Source organism: bacterium, assembly GCA_016873475.1.
Lineage (GTDB): Bacteria > Krumholzibacteriota > Krumholzibacteriia > JACNKJ01 > JACNKJ01 > VGXI01.
In genome coordinates, this window is record VGXI01000011.1 from 1 (window position 1) to 17944 (window position 17944).

Consider the following 17944-nt stretch of genomic DNA (forward strand, 5'->3'; position numbering starts at 1 on the left):
CCCACGCGGTACCAGCCGGTCTCCGGGCCCAGGCTCTTGATGAAGGGGAACTTCATGTAGGACCAGGGGCGCACCTCTTCGGCGATCACCTTGTGGTAATCCTGAGGATCGACCTGGTCGAAGATGCGCTTGCCCTCGGCGTCGATCGCGCGCAGGTTGCCGTGGTAGAGATCCAGGCAGCCGTCGGCGCGCACGATGGAGACGTGATTCGAGGGGAAGGCCGCGAAAGCCTTGGCCAGCTCCAGGTGCGCGACCGTGTAGTCCTTGGCGATCTTGAGCGCGCTGCGGCACCAGGCCAGCTGCTGCTCGATGTCCTTGAGGAATACGTCCCGCTCGGCGAGCGTGAGGTTCTTGTTCACGCCGCCGGGGATGGCGCCCGTGCCGTGGATCTTCTTGCCCGCCGTCGCCTTGATGATCTCCTGGCCGTACTTGCGCATCATCACGCCCTGCACGGCGAGGTCCTTGTGGGCAGCGGCGACGGCGATCACGTTGCGCTTGGCCACCGGGGCGTCGAAGCCGAAGAGCAGGTCCGGGCTCGCCAGGTGGAAGAAGTGCAGCGCGTGCGACTGGAAGGTCTGCCCGTAGTGCATCAGGCGGCGGATCTTCTCGGCCGTCGGCGTCAGCTTCTCGGCGCCGGCGATGCCGTCCATCGCCTTGGCGGCGGCCAGGTGGTGGCTGACCGGACAGATGCCGCAGAGCCGCTGCACCAGCACCGGCACCTCCCAGTAGGGCCGGCCCTGGATGAAGCGCTCGAAGCCGCGGAACTCGACGATGTGCAGGCGCGCCTCGGCGACTTCGCCCTTGGCGTCGAGCTGGATGGTGACCTTGCCGTGGCCTTCGACGCGGGTCACCGGTTCGATGACGATCTTCTGGTTCGCGGTCGCCACGTCAGCCTCCTAGTCGTACTTGATGAGTTCGTAGGGGAGCGAGACCGGCTTGTCGGTCAGCAGGGCCACGAGCGCCTGCCAGAGCGTGTCCGCGGGCGGCGGGCAACCGGGCAGGTGATAGTCGATCTTCACCACTTCGTGGCAGGGATAGACCTTGTTGAGCAGCAGCGGGATGTCCTCGCCGTCGGGCACCTTGCCGCTCGGGTTGTGGACCGTCGGGCCGTTCAGGTAGGCCTCGTCCAGGCACTCCTTGAGCGGGATCGTGTTGCGCAGCGCCGGGATGCCGCCGTTGATCGCGCAGTCGCCCACCGAGATGAGGATGTCGCAGTGGGCGCGGAAGTCCTGGAGGACCTTCACGTTCTCCTCGTTGCAGCAGCCGCCCTCGATGAGGCCGATCGCGCAGCGCCCGCTGAACTCCTTGATGTCGTCGATGGGGGACTTGTCGAAGTCCACCAGCTCGACGAGCTGGAGAATCCGCTCGTCGATGTCGAGGATCGACATGTGGCAGCCGAAGCAGCCCGCGAGCGAGGTGGTTGCCAGCTTGGGTTTCGCCATGATCGTCCCTCCTAGTCGACGGCCTTGCCGGTCTCGATGTCGGTGCCGATGGGCTGGTGGTCGTAGAGCCGCTCGCCGACCGGCACGGCGTAGCCCACGCGCTTGGGCAGGAGCGCGCCGACCGGGCAAGCGCGCATGGCGCGATCGCCGAGCGCGGCGTCGGTATCCTTGAGCAGCGCGGGAGCGTTGACGGCGATGCGCTTGTGGCCGCCGCGGCCGAGGAACTCGAAGACCGCCTTGCCGTCCCACTCGCGCGAGGCGCGCACGCAGCGCGCGCAGAGGATGCAGCGGTTGCGGTCGATGTAGAGGTCCGGGTGGCTCATGTCGACGTCGCGGTCGGGGAACAGGAAGGGGAAGCGCGGCGCCGCGATGCCGAGCCGGTAGGCCATCGCCTGCAGCTCGCAGTTGCCGCTCTTCTCGCAGAACATGCAGAAGTGGTTCCCCTCGACGAACAGCATGTCGATCATGTCGCGCCGGATGGCGTTGACCGCCTCCGTGTCGTTCTCCACGAGCATGCCGTCCGCGACGGGCTGCGTGCAGGCGGCCGCCGGGCGGCCGTTGACGAAGACCGTGCAGACCCGGCAGCTGCCGAAGGGCGACAGGTCCTTGAAGGCGCACAGGCGCGGGATGTAGACCCCGCTACGCGCCGCGGCCTGGAGGATGGTCTCGCCCGGGCGGGCCGTGATCGCCTTGCCGTCGATGGTCAGGGTGATCGTCTCGCTCATCGTCGCACCCTCCTAGCGCTTGAAGTGCACCGACGCGCGACCGGTCAGGGCCACGGCCTGCGTGAGTTCGCGGTGGATGTCGAAGCCCGGCTGGCGGCCCCGGTCGGGCTCGCGCAGGCGGGCCAGGTAGACCGCCCGGAAATTCTTCAGGCTCGTCAGGATCGGGTTCGCCGAGGTCTGGCCGAGACCGCAGCGGCTGGCGGTCTTGATCGTCCGGCCGAGGCTCTCCAGGTACTCGAGATCCGCAGCTTCGCCGCGGCCCTCGGCGATGCGGTCGAGCCGTTCCTTGAGCAGGCGGTTGCCCACCCGGCAGGGCGTGCAGAAGCCGCAGCTCTCCTCGATGAAGAACTCCATGAACTTGGCGACGATGTGGAGCACGTCGCGCTCGCTGTTGAAGACCATCAGCGAGCCGCCGGTTGCGAGGTCGTCGAAGCAGAGCTCGCGATCGAAGTCCGCGGGGCCGACGAGTTGCCCGCTGGGCCCGCCGACCTGGGCGGCCATGACGTCCTTCGCCCCGCAGAGCGCGAAGAAGGCGCGCAGCGTGGTGCCGAAGGGGATCTCGTAGACGCCCGGCCGGTTGCAGTCGCCCGAGACGCTGATCAGCTTCGTGCCCGTGCTGCCGCTGGTGCCGTACTGGCTGAACCAGCCCGGTCCCATCTCCAGGATCCGCGTCACGCAGCAGAGGGTCTCCACGTTGTTCACGGAGGTGGGCCGGCCGAGGTAGCCCTTCTGGGCCGGGAAGGGCGGGCGTGTCTTGGGATCGCCGCGCCGGCCCTCGCAGGAACTGAGCAGGGCCGTTTCCTCGCCGCAGATGTAGGCGCCGGCGCCCATCTGGATGCGGACATCGAACTTGAAGCCCTGCTTGCGCATCACGTTCTCGCCCAGCCAGCCGCGGTTGCGCCGGGCCGTGAGGAGGTGCTCGAGGAAGGGCTGCAGGTAGGCGTACTCGCCGCGGAGGTAGAGGATGCCGAGCTGGGCGCCGATCGCGTAGCCGGCGATGGTCATGCCCTCGAAGAGCAGGTCGGCGCGCTCGGTGAGCAGGACGCGATCCTTGAAAGTGCCCGGCTCGCCTTCGTCCGCATTGCAGACGAGGACCTTCTCCTTGCCCTCGGCGGCGCGCGTGAACTCCCACTTCATGCCCGTGGGGAAGCCGGCGCCGCCGCGGCCGCGCAGGCGGGAGGTCTTGACGTGCCGGATCACCTCGACGGGGCTCATGGCGAGCGCGGCGAGCAGGCCCGCACCGGGCTGGCTCTCCGCGAGGAGCACGGGGCCCGCCTGCCGGATGTGGTTGCTCACGGTCGCGTGGACGAGGTCGTGCGAGTTGTTGCCATCCCCGTAGCGGCGGACCAGGCGCTGCGGATCCAGGTGCTCCTTCAGCTTCTGCGTGCCGACGCGGGCGATGTCCGCGCTGAGATCGGTGACCGGCACGTCGTTGACGAGCGCCGCGGGCGCCTGGTCGCACATGCCGATGCAGGGCGTCCACTCGAGGGAGATGCGGCCGTCCGGCGTCGTCTGGCCGAAGTCGATGCCGAGCTCCTCGCGCAGCGCCTGCGCCACGCGCGCGCTGCCCTTCATCTCGTCGATGATGTCGTTGCAGAGGCGGATGACCACTTGGCCCTTGGGCTCCGCGGCGAAGAAGCCGTAGAAGCTGACCAGGCTCGCCACTTCCGCCCGACTGCGGGCGACTGTTTGGGCGATCAGGGCCTGGGCCTCCGCATCGACGCAGCCCAGGCGGTCCTGGACGCTGCGCACGATGTCCATCAGGCGCGTGGGGTCGTTGCCGAAGCTCTGGCAGCTCTCCTTCACCACCGTCTTGAGCGGCGCGCTCTTGCTCATCGATCACCTCTCCCAGGTCCGCGGTCCGGATGGCCAACAGGTTCGCGCTGGGCGCCCGGGCAGAGCGCGCGAACCCGACTCCTCGCACAAGCTACACGGTCTAGGGCAGTAATCAAGACAATGCCGCCCGATTAACGGCAATCCTCGGGAAAAAAGTCACAAGACGGCGAGATCTCGCAGCAGTTCCGTTATCTCTTGGGCTACTCGAGGCGGCGCAGGTGATAGACGACCTCGTCGGTGCGCTTGTAGCCCCACTCCTCGCGGGCGATGCGCTCCCGGTAGGCCGGGTCCTGCTCCAGGCGCCGGGCCTCCGACTCCAGCGCGGCCGACTTCGCCTCGAGGCGCTGGATCTCTGCAACGAGCGCGCTGCGGCGGTTCTGGAGCTGCGTTTGCCGGATCCAGCCGGCGTCCCCGAGGAGGAGCAGGTAGAGGAGCACGACGCCGAGCAGGAGCAGGGCGCCCTTGAAGGTGCGGCCGCCGATCTGGCCGCCGGTCCAGCGCTGGCGGAGATAGGGGGAGCGACCCTCGCCGCGGTGGGGGCGCAGGGCTTCCTCGCGCCGGGAGGGCTCCGGCCGCCAGGGCTCGGGCGCGAGCGCGCCCCGCAGGCCGTGGTTCGTCCTCATCCCCCGTAGTTCAGCGCCTGGAGACCCTCGTAGCGCCCCTGCTCCCCGAGCTCCTCGGCGATGCGCAGGAGCTCGTTGTACTTGGCCACGCGGTCCGTCCGGCAGAGGCTGCCGGTCTTGATCTGACCCGCGTTCGTGGCCACGGCGACGTGGCTGATCGTCACGTCCTCCGTCTCGCCGCTGCGGTGCGAGATGACGTTCGTGTAGCCCGCCCGCTTCGCCGTCTCGATGCAGTCGAGGGTTTCCGTGAGGGTGCCGATCTGATTGAGCTTGATCAAGATCGAGTTGGCGATGCCCTCGTCGATGCCGCGGACCAGGCGGTCCGTGTTCGTGACGAACAGGTCGTCGCCGACGAGCTGCAGCTTCTCTCCGAGCCGCTGGGTGAGTAGGCGCCAGCCGGCCCAGTCGTCCTCGGCGAGGCCGTCTTCGATGCTGACGATCGGGTAGCGCTGGGCGAGCCCCGCGTAGTAGTCCACCAGACCGGCCGCGTCGAGGCGACGATCGCCCTCTCCGGCGAGGGTGTAGACGCCACTCGCGTGGAACTCGCTCGCCGCCGCGTCCATCGCCAGGTGGATGTCCTCGCCCGGCCGGTAGCCCGCCCGCTCGATGGCCTGCAGGATCACCTGCAGCGCCTCCTCGTTGGAGCCCAGGTTCGGCGCGAAGCCGCCCTCGTCGCCGACCGCCGTGTTCAGGCCGCGCTCGCTGAGCACCTTGCGCAGGTGGTGGAAGACCTCGACGCCCCAGCGCAGGCCGGTCGCGAAGTCCGGGGCGCCCGTGGGCATGATCATGAACTCCTGGATGTCCACGTTGTTGTCGGCGTGCTTGCCGCCGTTGAGGATGTTCATCATCGGCACCGGTAGGGTGCGCGCGGCGACGCCGCCGATGTACTGATAGAGCGGCAGGTCCAGGTGGGCGCTGGCCGCCTTGGCGACGGCGAGGCTGACGCCGAGGATGGCGTTGGCGCCCAGCTTCTCCTTGTTGTAGGTGCCGTCGATGTCCAGCAGCACCGAGTCGATGTGCGCCTGGTCGAGGGCGTCCAGCTCCAGCAGCTCCGGCCGGATGATCTCCTGCACATTGGCGACGGCCTTGAGCACGCCCTTGCCGAGGTAGCGCGCCGCGTCGCCGTCCCGCAGCTCGATCGCCTCGTGCTCGCCGGTCGAGGCGCCCGAGGGCACGGCGGCGCGCCCGACGGCCCCGCTCTCGAGGTAGACCTCCACCTCGACCGTCGGATTGCCACGCGAATCGAGGATCTCCCGGGCGACGACTTCTTCGATGGCGCTCATCCTGGGCACTCCTATTCGTGAGCGCGAGCGCCTGCCAGCGCCGCGCAGCGGTCGCCGCCGTAATGCCACCGGGGGCAGCGCAGGTCAAGCAAAATGCCCCTCAGCGCCAGGGGCGCCAGAGCTGAGCGAAGCTCGGTAAGTCCAAGGGACGATTGGTTTCCGGCGTCCCAGCCGGGACGAGATCGAGGCCGTGGTGGCGCAGTCGCTCGCGGACGGCGAGGGCGGCCTGGAGGGGCAGCCAGCCACCCAAGCCCACGATCAGGCCCAGGCCGCTGAGGGCCAGGAGCAGGAGGAGCAACTGGCGGCCGGCGAATGCCGCCAGCAGCGCTCCCGGTCGTTCGAGAAGCAGCAGCAGGGCCAGGCGGGCGGTCTCCCGGGGCTCCCGACCGCGCGCCGCGAGCAGGGGCAGGAAGACGAAGCCCCAGAGCCGGGAGAGGGCCCAGAGCCAGAGGCCGCCGGCGAGGCCGAGCCAGCCGAGCCAGCCGCGCTCCCCGGGCCCGGAAGCCACCAGCGCCGGCAGGAGCAGCAGGGCGAGCAGTGCCTGCACCAGCGTCCAGCCGAGGAGGGGCAGGTAGTTCAGGCCCGGCGAGCGCAGCAGCGGGCCCAGGGACGGCGACTCGCCGCGGGCCAGCGCGGCGGCGTAGCAGTGGGCAGCGCCCCCGAGCCAGGGCGCCATGAGCACGACGCAGAGAACGAGCGCCCCGCTGAGCAGCAGCCAGCCGCCGGGCGCGAGCCGGGCGGCCGGCACGAAGGTGAGGACCAGCGCGAGCAGCAGCCAGGGCAGCGCGCGCAACAGGGACAGCAGAGCGAGCGGTCCGAGCCGCTCGTAGCCGACCGTGAAAAGGCTTCGCGCGAGTGAAGGCCCCACTCTAGACTGCTCCAACGGGCTGCCACTGGCCGGGACGGGAAACGCCGCGCCGGCTGGACTCGTAAGGAGCGATTCGCCGGTGAGCGCCGAGGACCGTGAGCTGATCCGCAGCTGCCTCCGCGGCGACCGCCGGGCCTACCGAGCCCTCTTGGCCCGCTACCAGGATCCGATCTTCGGCTATTGCCAGCGAATGATCAAGGACCCGGGTCAGGCGGAGGACATCGCTCAGGAGGCGCTGGTCCGCACGCTGACACGCCTGGAGAGCTACGATGAGCGCTACAGCTTCTCCGCCTGGGTGTTCAAGATCGCGACCAATCTCTGCATCGACCACCTCCGCAAGGCCAAGCGGATCGCGTATTCGCTGGACCAGGAGATCGAGGGCAAGGACGGCAGCTTCCGCCGGGAGGTCGCGTCCGACACCGCGGATCCCGATGAGCAGGCGCTTGCGAACGAGCAGTTGCGCCTGCTGGACGCCGCGGTGGTTGCCTTGCCCGAGCACTATCGGGCGATCTTGCTGCTTCGCCACCGGGAGGACCTGAGCTACGAGGAGATTGCGCGCATCCTGGGGCTGCCGATCGGCACCGTGAAGATTCGGATCCATCGCGCGCGCGAGCAGATCAAACGGAGGTTGGATCGTGATGAGCTTCTCTAGCGCGGCATGCCGCGGGTTCTGGCCGGCGCTGGGGCTGCTGTTCGCGGTGGCGGGCGTTGCCGGCGCCAGCGAGGCCCGGCGCAGCGAAGAGCGCTTACTGTCGGCGCGGCAGCTCGCCCAGGTCATCGTCGAGAACCCGGCCGGGAGCATCGAGCTGATCGGCGAGGCCCGCGACGATCTAGCGCTCGCTGTCGACTACCGCGTTTCCGGTCGGGGCGCGGAAACCGTGCGCGGGGGGGCGGCCGCACTGCGCCTGGAGGCCTCCGAACAGGACGGCCGCCTCCGCCTGCGGCCGGTACATGCCGAGCGCGACATCGACGGGCCGCGGCCTGCTTCCCTCGCCGGCGCCGAGCTGAGCATCGCCATCCGGCTGCGGCTGCCGGCGCGCCTGCCCGTCGCCGCGAGCGTCACCCGGGACAAGCTGGTTGCGAGTGGCCTGGCGGGCGATCTCGTCGTCGCCGCAACGAGCGGCGACATCGAGCTTCGGCGCCTGGCCGGCCGGCTGGAGGCCGGTCTCACGAGCGGCTTCCTGCGCGCCAGCGACGTCGCCCGTGATGTGGCGGTCACGACGACCAGCGGCAGTATCGACCTGCGGCGGATCGGCGGTGATGCCGAGCTCCGCTCCATCAGCGGCGAGATCCGGGTGGAGGCGCTGGCGGGCGACCTGACGGTCGAGACATCCACCGGCGACCTGATGCTGATCGCGCCGCGCGGGCGGGTGGAGGTGCTCAGCGCCAGCGGTGCGGTCGCGATCCGCGAGCCCGGGGGCGATCTCAAGGTGAACTGCGCCAGCGGCGCGCTCAGCGTCGTCGATCTCGGACCGCGGCCGGACGGGGCGCCCCGGGACGTCTTCCTGGCCAACTCGAGCGGGGATGTGGAACTGCTGCTCCTGCCGGGTGCCGACTACGCCTTCGAGGCGGTCACCGACCTCGGCGCCATGCAGTTGCGGATTCCGCTACAAGTCGAGGCGCTCGGCCGGCGCCGGGTCGCGGGACTGCTGGGGGCCGGCCAGGGTCAACTCAAGGTCGTAACCGCCACGGGAGACATTCGTATCGCGCTGGCATCCGAAGCCACGAGGACCGCCCCCCAGAGATGAACAAGCCACTGCACACGGGCCGCTCCGAGGGAAGAAGCCGCTGCGATTCGGTGCGGAGTTCCCTTGCCGACTATCTCGAGGGACGTCTCTCCGCCGCGCTGCGCGGTCCGCTGCGTGCCCATCTCCAGCGCTGCCCGACCTGTCGCCGTGAGCTCCAGCGGGAGCTCCGGCTGCGGGAGCTGCTCGCCGGGCTCGAGCGTCCGGCAGCGCCGGTCGGATTCGCCGAGGCCGTGCTAGGGGCGGTTTTCGCCCAGGTACCGCTGCGCGAGCAGGTGGCGCCCACCCCTGCCCGGCGCGTTTCCCGGAGGGAGTGGGCGCTTCTGCCCATCGCCCTCCTGCTGCTGGCCCTGGCGATGGGCCAGTGGCTGGGCACCCCGGACTCCGCCGGGCTGCGCGACAGCGCCACCGAGGTGATCGTCGAGGGGGGCCGGGAACTGTCCGGGGCGCTGACCCTCATCGAGAGCGCTCGCGAGACCGGCGATCTCCTCACGCGGCCGGCGCGTGACAAGGCGGCCTCTCTGCTGCGAGTCGAGCGCACCCTGCGCAGCGTCGTGCCGCCGCAGCTGGCCACCCTGATTCTCCTTGTTGCCTTCGGGCCCCTCGTGCTTGTCTTCGTCGTCTACCGCATCCGGCTCCGGGGAGTACTATCCCATGTGCTCAGCCATCCATCGTATCGCTAGTGGCGCGATCTGCCTCGCTGTTCTGAGCCTGTCCTTCGGCACGGCCGGGGCGGCGCCGGCCGACAGCAGCGCGAAGGCGAAGCCGGGACAGGTGCAGGAGATCATCGTCGACGACTCGGGCATCATCGTCAGGGAAGGAGAGAGCGAGTACAGCATCCCGGCCGAGGCGGGCGAGGAGCGGTTGCGCGTGCGGGTGGACACGCAGGACCACCGCGACAAGCATAGCTACGCGGACGACGACGAGCAGGTCAGCTTCGGGCGCGATGTCAGCGTCGAGAGCGACGAGATCGTTCACAACGACCTGGTCATCCTCTTCGGGGATCTCGAAGTCTACGGCGAGGTCGTGGGCAACGTCGTCGTCATCATGGGCGACGTCTACGTCCGGGAGGATGCGCTCATCACCGGCGACGTCCTCGTCGTCGGCGGAGAAGTCGAGCGGGACGAGGGCGCGCGCATCGTCGGCGAGGTGACCCGCACGAGCAGCCACCTCGGCGGTCTGTTCCAGAATGGCTGGGAGGCCGCGGACTTCCGCTTCGTCGACCGGGACCGCTTCACCGCCGGCGACGCCGTGCTCAAGCTGCTCGAGTTCCTGGTCCTTGCCCTGGCGGGCAGCCTCCTCCTGGCCACGCGCCTGCCCCGCTTCACGGCCGGTGTGCGCTACCGGCCCTGGCGCAGCCTGCTCATCGGCTTCCTCAGCTCGCTCGCCATCCTGCTGCTGGCGATTCCGGCCGTGCTCGTGCTCATCCTGCTGCTGCTGACGATCGTCGCCATTCCGGTCGTGGTGCTCGCCATCCTGGCCCTGGTGGGGCTCGGCTTCGCCGCCTGGCTAATCCCACTCTACGCGTTCTCTCGCTACACCTTCGAAATCCGCGGCATGAACCGGTATCTGGCGGTGGCGATCTGGGCTGGCATCTTCTGGCTCTTCCACATGTTCGGCCATCTCGGCGGCCCTGTGAAGGGGCTCGTGCTGTTCGTCGAGATCGTCGCCTGGTGCCTCGGGCTCGGGGCCCTGGTGATCACGCGCCTGGGCTCGCGGCACTTGCTCGCCGATCCCTCCTGATTCCGCTGGTCACGACGCAGGGATCCTCGCTAGCTTCCCCGAGTGCACCCTCGTTCCCGCACTCGCCGTCGGCCGCCTCGGTCGGCGCCCAGCCTGGGCGCCCTGCGTCCCACGCTGCTCCTGGTCGTGGCACTGTTCGCCGCCCTGCTGCCCACGCCGGTGGCGGCTCGCGATCACAAGCTCAAGCTCCCGGGCGCGGACTTCCGCCCGGCCGATGTGGCGCACCTGCGTGGCTGGCCCCTGAGCGAGATCGTGCTCGAGGGCAACCGGCGCACCCGCGACGAGGCGGTCTTGCGAGAGCTCTTCCTCCAGCCCGGCGACGCCTTCGACCCTGAGCTCCTCTACCGCGACCTCCACTTCCTCGAGGGTCTGAGCATCTTCGCCGCGGTCGGCGTCGCCGTGGCGCCGGACGGGGGCGCCGTCCGCGTGACCTACTTCCTCATGGAGCGCGGCGACACCCGCTGGGGGCTCGTCTATCCGGTGGCGGACTACCGAGCCGGCGACCTTCGGCTCGGCGCCGTCTACCGGCATCGCAGCCTGTTCGGGGGGCGCGAGAACCTCTGGCTGGAGTACTCGGCGGGCTGGGAAGAACGGGCCCGCGTCAGCCTGGGCCGGCCCTGGCTGCGCAGCTACCCCATCGACCACCGCCTGGAGTACCGGCTCGTCGACCGGGACGATGGCGACGAACTGCACACGGAGCGCGTGGGGGTCAGCTTCGGGCTCTCCCTCAGCCGCCGTCGACCGCTCGAGCATCGCTTCCTGCTCAGCTTCGCCTGGGGCGAGCGTTCCTTTCTCGCGACGCCAGCCGGCGCGGCGGCTCGCGAGCGCGGGCGGCAGTACGAGCAATTCAGTTCGATCGGCTGCGGATACTCCCGTGACACCCGCGACAGCTTCCTGCGCCCGCAGCGGGGGGCGCAGTTCGAGCTGAGCGGCATCCTCTACGATCCCACGCTCGGCAGCTCGGTCTACCTGCGCCAGGTCCAGCTCTTTGCGACGCGCTACCGGAGCCTGCCGCGCGGTTGGGTCGCTGTGCTCGCGGTGGAGAGCCTGAGCCGCTGGGGCGGACTCTTCTACAAGGGAGTCTCCTCGCTCGGCGGCCTCGACTCGGTCCGCGGGTACGGCGGCGGCAGCATCGACGGTTGGGTCGGCGCCGGGACGGCGCTGGGCCCGCGCGGGCGCAACCACCTGCTGCTCCAGGGCGAGCTCCGCCACGACCTGCTACCGCGCTTCGCCGTCGACCTGCCGATCCTGGGGGTCGTGGACATCCAGCTCGAGTCGGCGCTCTTCGCAGATGCCGGCTTCCTCTGGAGCCGAGACCGCTTTCTCCTGCCCCAGGCCACCCGGGCGCGCGTGCACGGCGTGGGAACCGGCCTGCGGGCCTACACGCCCGTCGGGGACGTCCTGCGCCTGGAGTTCGCCGTCGGGGAATCGGGACACTACGAGCTCCACCTGGGCAGCGGCATTCGCTTCTAGTGATGCTGGGAGGTGGGGGAGATCCCCCAATCGGCCTGGCTGGCGGTTCGGCGGCGCAAGATGTTCTCTCGTATAATCTTACCTGCTCCGCCCCCACCGCGAAGGGGGCCAGATGACCCAGCCCGGCCCGGCCGGGGGGGCCGGAAGCTGCACCCGGCCCGCGAATCCGACCCTCCCCCCGCCGCCCAGCCGCGGCCGCCGGGCTTCCGGCCGCCTGTGCAGGCTCGGCTTGCGGGGGAGGGGGCCGCGCGAGGGATCCCCGGCCGGCGACCGGTGCCCAGCCCTCGCCCGGGCGGGGAACGCCGGTTGCGGAACCCAGTGTGGACGCCTGAGCAGGAGCCGCAGATGCGCCAATTGACCCCCCAGATCCAGAGCCAGCCTGCCAGCAGCCGGACCTCCCGCCGGCTCCGCGCCTCGGCGCTCCTGCTCCTGGCGTCCAGCCTCGTCGCGCTGGCCGCGCCGCTCGCCGCCCAGGAGACCGTCTCGCTGAGCCTGGCCGGTGGCAGCGTCGTCCGCATCTACTCGGCGGACTACGTGCTGGCCAGGTGGGTGCGTTCTCTCGGCGAGCGCCTCTGGCTCGAGATCCCCGGCTATGGCAGCGCCGAGCTGCTGGTCCCGGGCAGCGCCACCGGCGCCGCCGCCTACTATCCGCACTCGGTCCCGGATGTCCGGGCGGCCCTGGCGGCCGTCGCGCATCCGGCGCTTCCGGAGAGCCTGAGCGTCTACTGCCTGCCCTACCCCCGCGCGGGCCTGACGAGCAGCTCCACGGCCGGCCGGCGCATCTTCCTCAGCCCGGGCATCCTGCCCTTCGCGCCGGAAGTCACGCACATGGTGGCGACCCACGAACTCGGGCACGTCGTGCACAACTGCCACCTGCCCGACAGCGACCTCGCCGGCTGGGCGGCCTACCGGGGCCTCCGGAGCATCACCGATCTCAGCGTCTACTGCGAGGATGCCCAGCACCGCAATCGACCGCACGAGATCTTCGCCGAGGACTTTCGCTTCCTCTTCGGCGGCGTCCTGGCCAACTACAGCGGCACCATCGAGAATGGCGCCCTGCCCCTGCCGGATGCGGTTCCCGGTCTCTTCAGCTTCTTGCTCGCGCTCGGCCAAGGCCAGGCCCTGGCGCCCGCGGCCGGCGAACTGGTGGCGAGCAACTACCCGAATCCTTTCAATCCGCAGACCCGGCTGACGGTCGAAGCCGCGCGCGGGTTCCTCGGCGCGCCGCTCAGCGTCGAGGTCTTCGATGCCGCCGGCCGCCTCGTGCGCCGGCTTCACGCTGGTGCCCTCGAACGCACGCGCCTGGAGCTGCAGTGGGACGGCTGCAACGAGCGCGGGGTCGCCCTCCCTACGGGCGTCTACTTCGCGCGCGTCCGCCTGGGTGCGCAGCAACTGAGTCACAAGATGCTCCTGATCGGCTGATTCCTCCTCACCTGGTCCCCCCGCCGCGGCGCCGTTCCCCCCGACGGCGCCGCGGTCCTTTTCGGAGCGCACGCTCTCTTGGCGCCCCTGCGTTGACAGGGGCCCGGGGCGCGTCTAGCTTCAGGCCAGCCCCGGAGGTCGCCCGTGCCCCGCCAGATCATCGTCGCTCGCAGCGCGGGCCAGTGCTTCGGCGTCAAGCGCGCCTTCAACGTCGCGATGGAGGCGGCCCGGAGCGAGGACGCGGTGGTGATGCTGGGCGACATCGTGCACAACGAGCACGTCGTCAAGCGGATCGACGAGGCAGGCGTCAAGGTGGTCCGCGCGATCGAGCAGGCCGGCGCGAGCGGCACGCTGCTCGTGCGCGCCCATGGCGCCGCGCCCGAGGTCTACGCGCAGGCGCAGGCGCAGGGGCTCAAGATCCTCGACGCCACCTGCCCGCTGGTCCACGAGATCCACCAGGTGGCGCGCGAGATGGAGGGCGAGGGCTACCAGCTCATCGTCATCGGCGACCACGGGCACGACGAAGTGGTGGGCATCACGGGGCAGGTCAAGGACGCCATCGTCCTCGCCGGTCCCGACGAGGTCGCCCGGCGTGTTCCGGACCGCCTGCGCAAGGTCGGCGTCGTCGTGCAGTCCACGCAGAACATCGAGAACGTGCAGCGGATCCTCGTCGAGCTGCTGCCCCGTGTGCGCGAGCTGCGCTACGTGGACACCATCTGCGGCCCGACCAAGACCCACCAGCGCGACATCCGCGACCTGCCGGGCCGCTGTGACGTGATGGTCATCGTCGGCTCGTTCACGAGCGCCAACACCTGCCGCCTGACCGAGATCTCCCGCAGCACGAACCCCCGCAGCCATCAGGTGGAGGACGCTTCCGGCCTCGATCCGGTCTGGTTCGTGGGCGCCGAGACGGTCGGCGTCAGTGCCGGCGCCTCGACGCCCGACTGGATCATCGACGAGGTCGTCAGGGCGCTCGAGGCGATGCCGGAGGGCTAGGGCCGGACAGCCGGCGCTTGGCCGTATCTTCGCGTTCATGCTATACTTCAGTCCGTCGCCGGTGGGCGCCGGCGCCCGCGGATTCCGCATGCCCTCAGCAGAGGATGGATGACGATGGGTCCGAGCCTCCTGCGCCGCGCCGCGGCGAACGGCCTCTCTCTCTGCCTGCTCCTCGCGGCGGGGGCCAGCCTGGCCGCGCCGCCGATCCCCACGGACGAACAGGGGCTGCCGGCCTGGGTGCCGGCCGTCTGGGTCGACTTCCCGGTCGAACTCACCCTGGCGGACGCCGACGCCGTCTCCGCCCTGCTCGACGCGGCGCCGATCGCGGCCTTCCAGCGCGAGGACCTGCGTCCGGCGGCGCGCACCCCGTTCACGCGCGCCCTGCGCCTGCGCACGCGTGTCACCGAGACCGAGTTCGCTGCCCTCGAGGCCGCCGGTTACCAGCCCTTGCGCGTACCCGATCTGGAGCGCGCCCTGCAGACGGCGATCGAGGCTCGCTGGGCGGAACAGGCAGCCCGCGGCGGCGAGGCGCTCCGCGTCGGCGAGCGCGGCGTCTACCATACCTACGCCCAGCTCGGGCAGATCCTGCTCGACACCCAGACCGCGTATCCCGCGATCGCCAAGCGGGGCAGCCTCGGCACCTCGGTGCAGGGCCGCGAGCTGTGGACGCTCACGATCAGCGACAACGTGAACGGCGCCGAGGAAGCCGAGCCCGAGGTGCGCATCTCGGCGAACATCCACGGCAACGAGAAGATCGGCATGGAGCTGAGCCTCTACCTCATCGGCTACTTGACGGCGAACTACGGCCTCCCCGGCCACGAGGACGTCACCAACCTCGTCGACAACTACCATCTGCTCTTCCTGCCTCTCCACAACCCGGACGGGCACGTCGCCAACACGCGCTCGAACGCGAACGGCGTCGATCTCAACCGCAACTACCCCGTGCCGGACGGCACGATCGGCGGCGACGGCACCTGGACAGAGCAGATCGAGACGCAGCGCATGAAGGCCTGGGGCTTCGCCACCCACTGCGTGATCAGCCAGGACGGCCACAGCGGAGCGCTGGTGGTGAACTACCCCTGGGACTACACCTACACGCTGGCACCGGACAACGACGCCCTCATCGCGCTGGCCGAGGAGTACAGCTACTACAACCAGCCGATGTGGAACGGCGACTTCTACCACGGCATCACCAACGGCGCGCAGTGGTACGTCACCAAGGGCAGTCTCCAAGATTGGGCCTACCACGAGACCGGCAGCCTGCACCAGATCGTCGAGTTCAGCGACAGCTATGCGCCGCCGGCCGCCCAGCTCGACGCCTACTGGAACGACAACCGCGAGAGCTTCATGCACTGGATCAAGGCCGCGCGCTACGGCGTCGGCGGCCGTGTCACCGACGCCGGCACGGGCGCGCCGCTGGCGGCGACGGTCACGGTGATCGGCATCGACAAGTCCGTCGCGACCGATCCGGACCTGGGCGACTACTACAAGCTGCTCGACACCGGCACCTACACGCTACGCTTCGAGGCGCCCGGCTACGTGACGCAGACGATCGCCGGGGTCGGCACGACCTGGGGTACGCCCACCGTACTCGACGTCGCGCTCCTCGACGCGACGACTGACGCGCCGGTGCTTCCGCTGGCGGGGCTGCGCTTCGAGGGCAGCTTCCCCAATCCCTTCAATCCGACGACCACGCTGCGCTACCGGCTCCCGACCGACGCCGCAGTGAGCTTGGAGATCCTCGACGCGCGCGGCCGCCGGGTGCGCAGCCTGCTCGAGAGCACGAGCCAGACGGCCGGCGCCCACGAGCTGCTCTGGAATGGACGGGACGAAGCGGGCCAGCCGCTGCCCAGCGGGCTCTATCAGGCCCGCTTGCGCGCGGGGGGGGAGGAGGCCGGGCTCAAGTTGCTGCTGCTGAAATAGACCGCCACCGAAAGGACGGAGGATGCCGCGCTCCCTCACCGCGCTGCTCGCTCTCGCTGTTCTCGGTTTGGCCGGCGGGGCGACGCCTGCCGGCGCCGCGCTCGTCGCCCCCGAGTTGCCCGCCCTGCTTGCCGCCGGCCCGCAGCCGGTCTGGGTCTTCTTCGCCGACAAGGGTGTGCCGGCGAACGATCTCGCCGTCCTGCGCGCCGCCGAGGCGCGCCTGAGCGACCGCTGTCTCGCGCGCCGCGCGCGCGCCGGCGTCCCGGGCGCCGCCTGGATCGATCTCCCCAATGCGCCCGCCTACCTCGAGGCTCTGCACGCGGAGGGCCTGACGATCCGCGCCGAGAGCCGCTGGCTGGCCGCGGTCTCCGTGGCCGTGGATCAGTCCAGCCTCATCCGCCTCGCCGCCCTCCCCTGGGTGGTGCGCCTGGAGCCCGTGCGCGCCTCGGCGCCGCGCGCGCCCTGGCTCGATCCCGCGCCGTCGGCGCGTTCGCACGCGACCGCGATCGGGCGCGAGGATCCCCTCGACTACGGCGGCAGCTTGACCGAGCTCGCGCAGCTCCAGGTGCCGCCCGTACACCTGCGCGGATTCCACGGCGAGGGCGTGGTCGTCGGCATGCTGGACTCGGGCTTCAACACCACGCACGAAGCCCTGGCCGGCCTCACGGTGCTCGGCGCCTGGGACTTCATCAACGACGATCCCATCGTCGCCAACGAGCCGGGCGATCCGGAGGGTCAGCAGAACCACGGCACGATGACCCTCTCCACGCTCGCCGGCTACAAGCCGGGCGCCCTGATCGGCCCGGCCTTCGGGGCCAGCTTCTATCTGGCCAAGACCGAGGACGCGAGCCAGGAAGTCCCCGTCGAAGAGGACTACTGGGTCGAAGGCATCGAGTGGCTCGAGGCCCAGGGCTGCGACATCGTCAGCTCGAGCCTCGCCTACGACGACTGGTACAGCTTCGCGGACTTCGACGGGAACACCTGCGTGACGACGATCGCCGCCGACCAGGCCGTCGCCCTCGGCGTCGCCGTCTTCAACAGCGCGGGCAACTACCGGCTGACGACGGGCACGATCGCCGCGCCCGCCGACGGCGACAGCGTCATCGCGGCCGGGGCGGTCGACGCCGCCGGCCTGATCGCGAGCTTCAGCTCGCCGGGACCCACGGCCGATGGGCGCATCAAGCCCGACCTCTGCGCGATGGGCGTTGCGAACCACGTCGTGAAGCCGGGCACCCTGAACGAGTACCGGAGCGCCTCCGGGACCAGCTTCTCCTGCCCGCTCGCGGCGGGCGTGGGCGCGCTGCTGCTCGGCGCGCATCCGGGCACCAGCCCGATGCGGCTGCGCCAGGCCCTGCGCAGTACGGCGAGCCAGGCCGACAGCCCCGACAACGATTACGGCTGGGGGATCATCGACGCCCTGGCCGCGCTGGATTACCTCGACGCCCTGACCCCGGCGTCCGCGGCGACGCCGGCCTTCACGCTGGCCGGGGCCTGGCCCAATCCCTTCAACCCCGCGACGCGCATCGGCTTCACGCTCGATCGCGAGCTGGATCTGCGCCTGGACATCCACGACCTCCAGGGGCGCCGCGTGCGCACGCTCGTCGCCGCGGTTCTCCCTGCCGGCGCGCACACGGCGAACTGGGACGGCCGCGATGGCGCCGGCCGACCCCTGGCGAGCGGCGTCTACCTCGCGCGCCTCGCGGCCGGCGGCGAGCAGCGAACGCTCAAGCTGCTGCTCCTCGAGTAGGGCGCCCGGCCTGGACTTGCCCAGATCCGGGTGCTAGATTGCGGCCAGCCCTGCCGGACCCGCCTCTGCAGATCCCTGCGCCGACTCACTCTGGGAGCCGACACTCGATGCCCGCGGA

Annotated in this window: 16 protein-coding genes; 9 read left to right on the top strand and 7 right to left on the bottom strand. The window is 70.3% G+C overall.

Translation table 11 applies throughout. The features are described 5' to 3' along the window. From FJ251_02090 to FJ251_02120, 7 genes are all read right to left on the bottom strand, one after another. Nucleotides 1–887, bottom strand: an 887-nt coding sequence (locus FJ251_02090; GenBank protein MBM4116521.1) for a Ni/Fe hydrogenase subunit alpha, incomplete at its 3' end; no start/stop codon positions are given. A 9-nt stretch (nt 888–896) separates the two neighbouring features. Continuing rightward, entirely contained in the window at nt 897–1445 is a 549-nt protein-coding gene (locus FJ251_02095; GenBank protein MBM4116522.1) for an NADP oxidoreductase, read from the bottom strand. An 8-nt stretch (nt 1446–1453) separates the two neighbouring features. Continuing rightward, nucleotides 1454–2167, bottom strand: a complete 714-nt coding sequence (locus tag FJ251_02100; GenBank protein ID MBM4116523.1) for a 2Fe-2S iron-sulfur cluster binding domain-containing protein — start codon at nt 2165–2167, stop codon at nt 1454–1456. A gap of 12 nt (nt 2168–2179) precedes the next feature. Continuing rightward, nucleotides 2180–4003: an NADH:ubiquinone oxidoreductase gene (locus tag FJ251_02105; protein MBM4116524.1), complete on the bottom strand. Its 1824-nt coding sequence runs from the start codon at nt 4001–4003 to the stop codon at nt 2180–2182. 200 nt (nt 4004–4203) lie between these two features. Further along, nucleotides 4204–4626 (bottom strand): septum formation initiator family protein, encoded by a 423-nt coding sequence (locus FJ251_02110; GenBank protein MBM4116525.1) that lies wholly within the window; start codon nt 4624–4626, stop codon nt 4204–4206. Continuing rightward, nucleotides 4623–5909: a phosphopyruvate hydratase gene (locus FJ251_02115; GenBank protein MBM4116526.1), complete on the bottom strand. Its 1287-nt coding sequence runs from the start codon at nt 5907–5909 to the stop codon at nt 4623–4625. Before FJ251_02115 ends, FJ251_02110 begins: the two co-directional genes overlap by 4 nt. Nucleotides 5910–6009: 100 nt before the next feature. Next, a complete protein-coding gene (locus tag FJ251_02120; protein ID MBM4116527.1) occupies nt 6010–6777 on the bottom strand; it encodes a hypothetical protein in 768 nt (255 codons plus the stop codon). Here FJ251_02120 and FJ251_02125 point away from each other — a divergent pair. The 9 genes from FJ251_02125 to FJ251_02165 all read left to right on the top strand — a co-directional run bounded on the left by FJ251_02125 (nt 6746) and on the right by FJ251_02165 (nt 17826). Then, a complete protein-coding gene (locus FJ251_02125; GenBank protein ID MBM4116528.1) occupies nt 6746–7429 on the top strand; it encodes a sigma-70 family RNA polymerase sigma factor in 684 nt (227 codons plus the stop codon). The two genes, FJ251_02120 and FJ251_02125, sit on opposite strands and share 32 nt — an antisense overlap. After that, the gene (locus tag FJ251_02130) at nt 7416–8525 is read left to right on the top strand and encodes a DUF4097 domain-containing protein (GenBank protein ID MBM4116529.1); all 1110 of its coding nucleotides are present in this window, start codon (nt 7416–7418) and stop codon (nt 8523–8525) included. Before FJ251_02125 ends, FJ251_02130 begins: the two co-directional genes overlap by 14 nt. Then, nucleotides 8522–9205, top strand: a complete 684-nt coding sequence (locus tag FJ251_02135; GenBank protein MBM4116530.1) for a hypothetical protein — start codon at nt 8522–8524, stop codon at nt 9203–9205. Before FJ251_02130 ends, FJ251_02135 begins: the two co-directional genes overlap by 4 nt. Further along, nucleotides 9177–10265: a polymer-forming cytoskeletal protein gene (locus FJ251_02140; GenBank protein MBM4116531.1), complete on the top strand. Its 1089-nt coding sequence runs from the start codon at nt 9177–9179 to the stop codon at nt 10263–10265. Before FJ251_02135 ends, FJ251_02140 begins: the two co-directional genes overlap by 29 nt. Nucleotides 10266–10307: 42 nt before the next feature. Then, a complete protein-coding gene (locus tag FJ251_02145) occupies nt 10308–11738 on the top strand; it encodes a hypothetical protein (GenBank protein MBM4116532.1) in 1431 nt (476 codons plus the stop codon). Between the two features lie 60 nt (nt 11739–11798). Continuing rightward, nucleotides 11799–13160, top strand: a complete 1362-nt coding sequence (locus FJ251_02150; protein MBM4116533.1) for a T9SS type A sorting domain-containing protein — start codon at nt 11799–11801, stop codon at nt 13158–13160. A 144-nt stretch (nt 13161–13304) separates the two neighbouring features. Further along, nucleotides 13305–14156 carry a 4-hydroxy-3-methylbut-2-enyl diphosphate reductase gene (ispH, locus tag FJ251_02155; GenBank protein ID MBM4116534.1) on the top strand — a complete coding sequence of 284 codons (852 nt, stop codon included), beginning with the start codon at nt 13305–13307 and terminating at the stop codon, nt 14154–14156. Between the two features lie 108 nt (nt 14157–14264). Next, nucleotides 14265–16079: a hypothetical protein gene (locus FJ251_02160; GenBank protein MBM4116535.1), complete on the top strand. Its 1815-nt coding sequence runs from the start codon at nt 14265–14267 to the stop codon at nt 16077–16079. A 22-nt stretch (nt 16080–16101) separates the two neighbouring features. Beyond that, the gene (locus FJ251_02165; GenBank protein MBM4116536.1) at nt 16102–17826 is read left to right on the top strand and encodes a hypothetical protein; all 1725 of its coding nucleotides are present in this window, start codon (nt 16102–16104) and stop codon (nt 17824–17826) included. Nucleotides 17827–17944 lie beyond the last annotated feature (118 nt).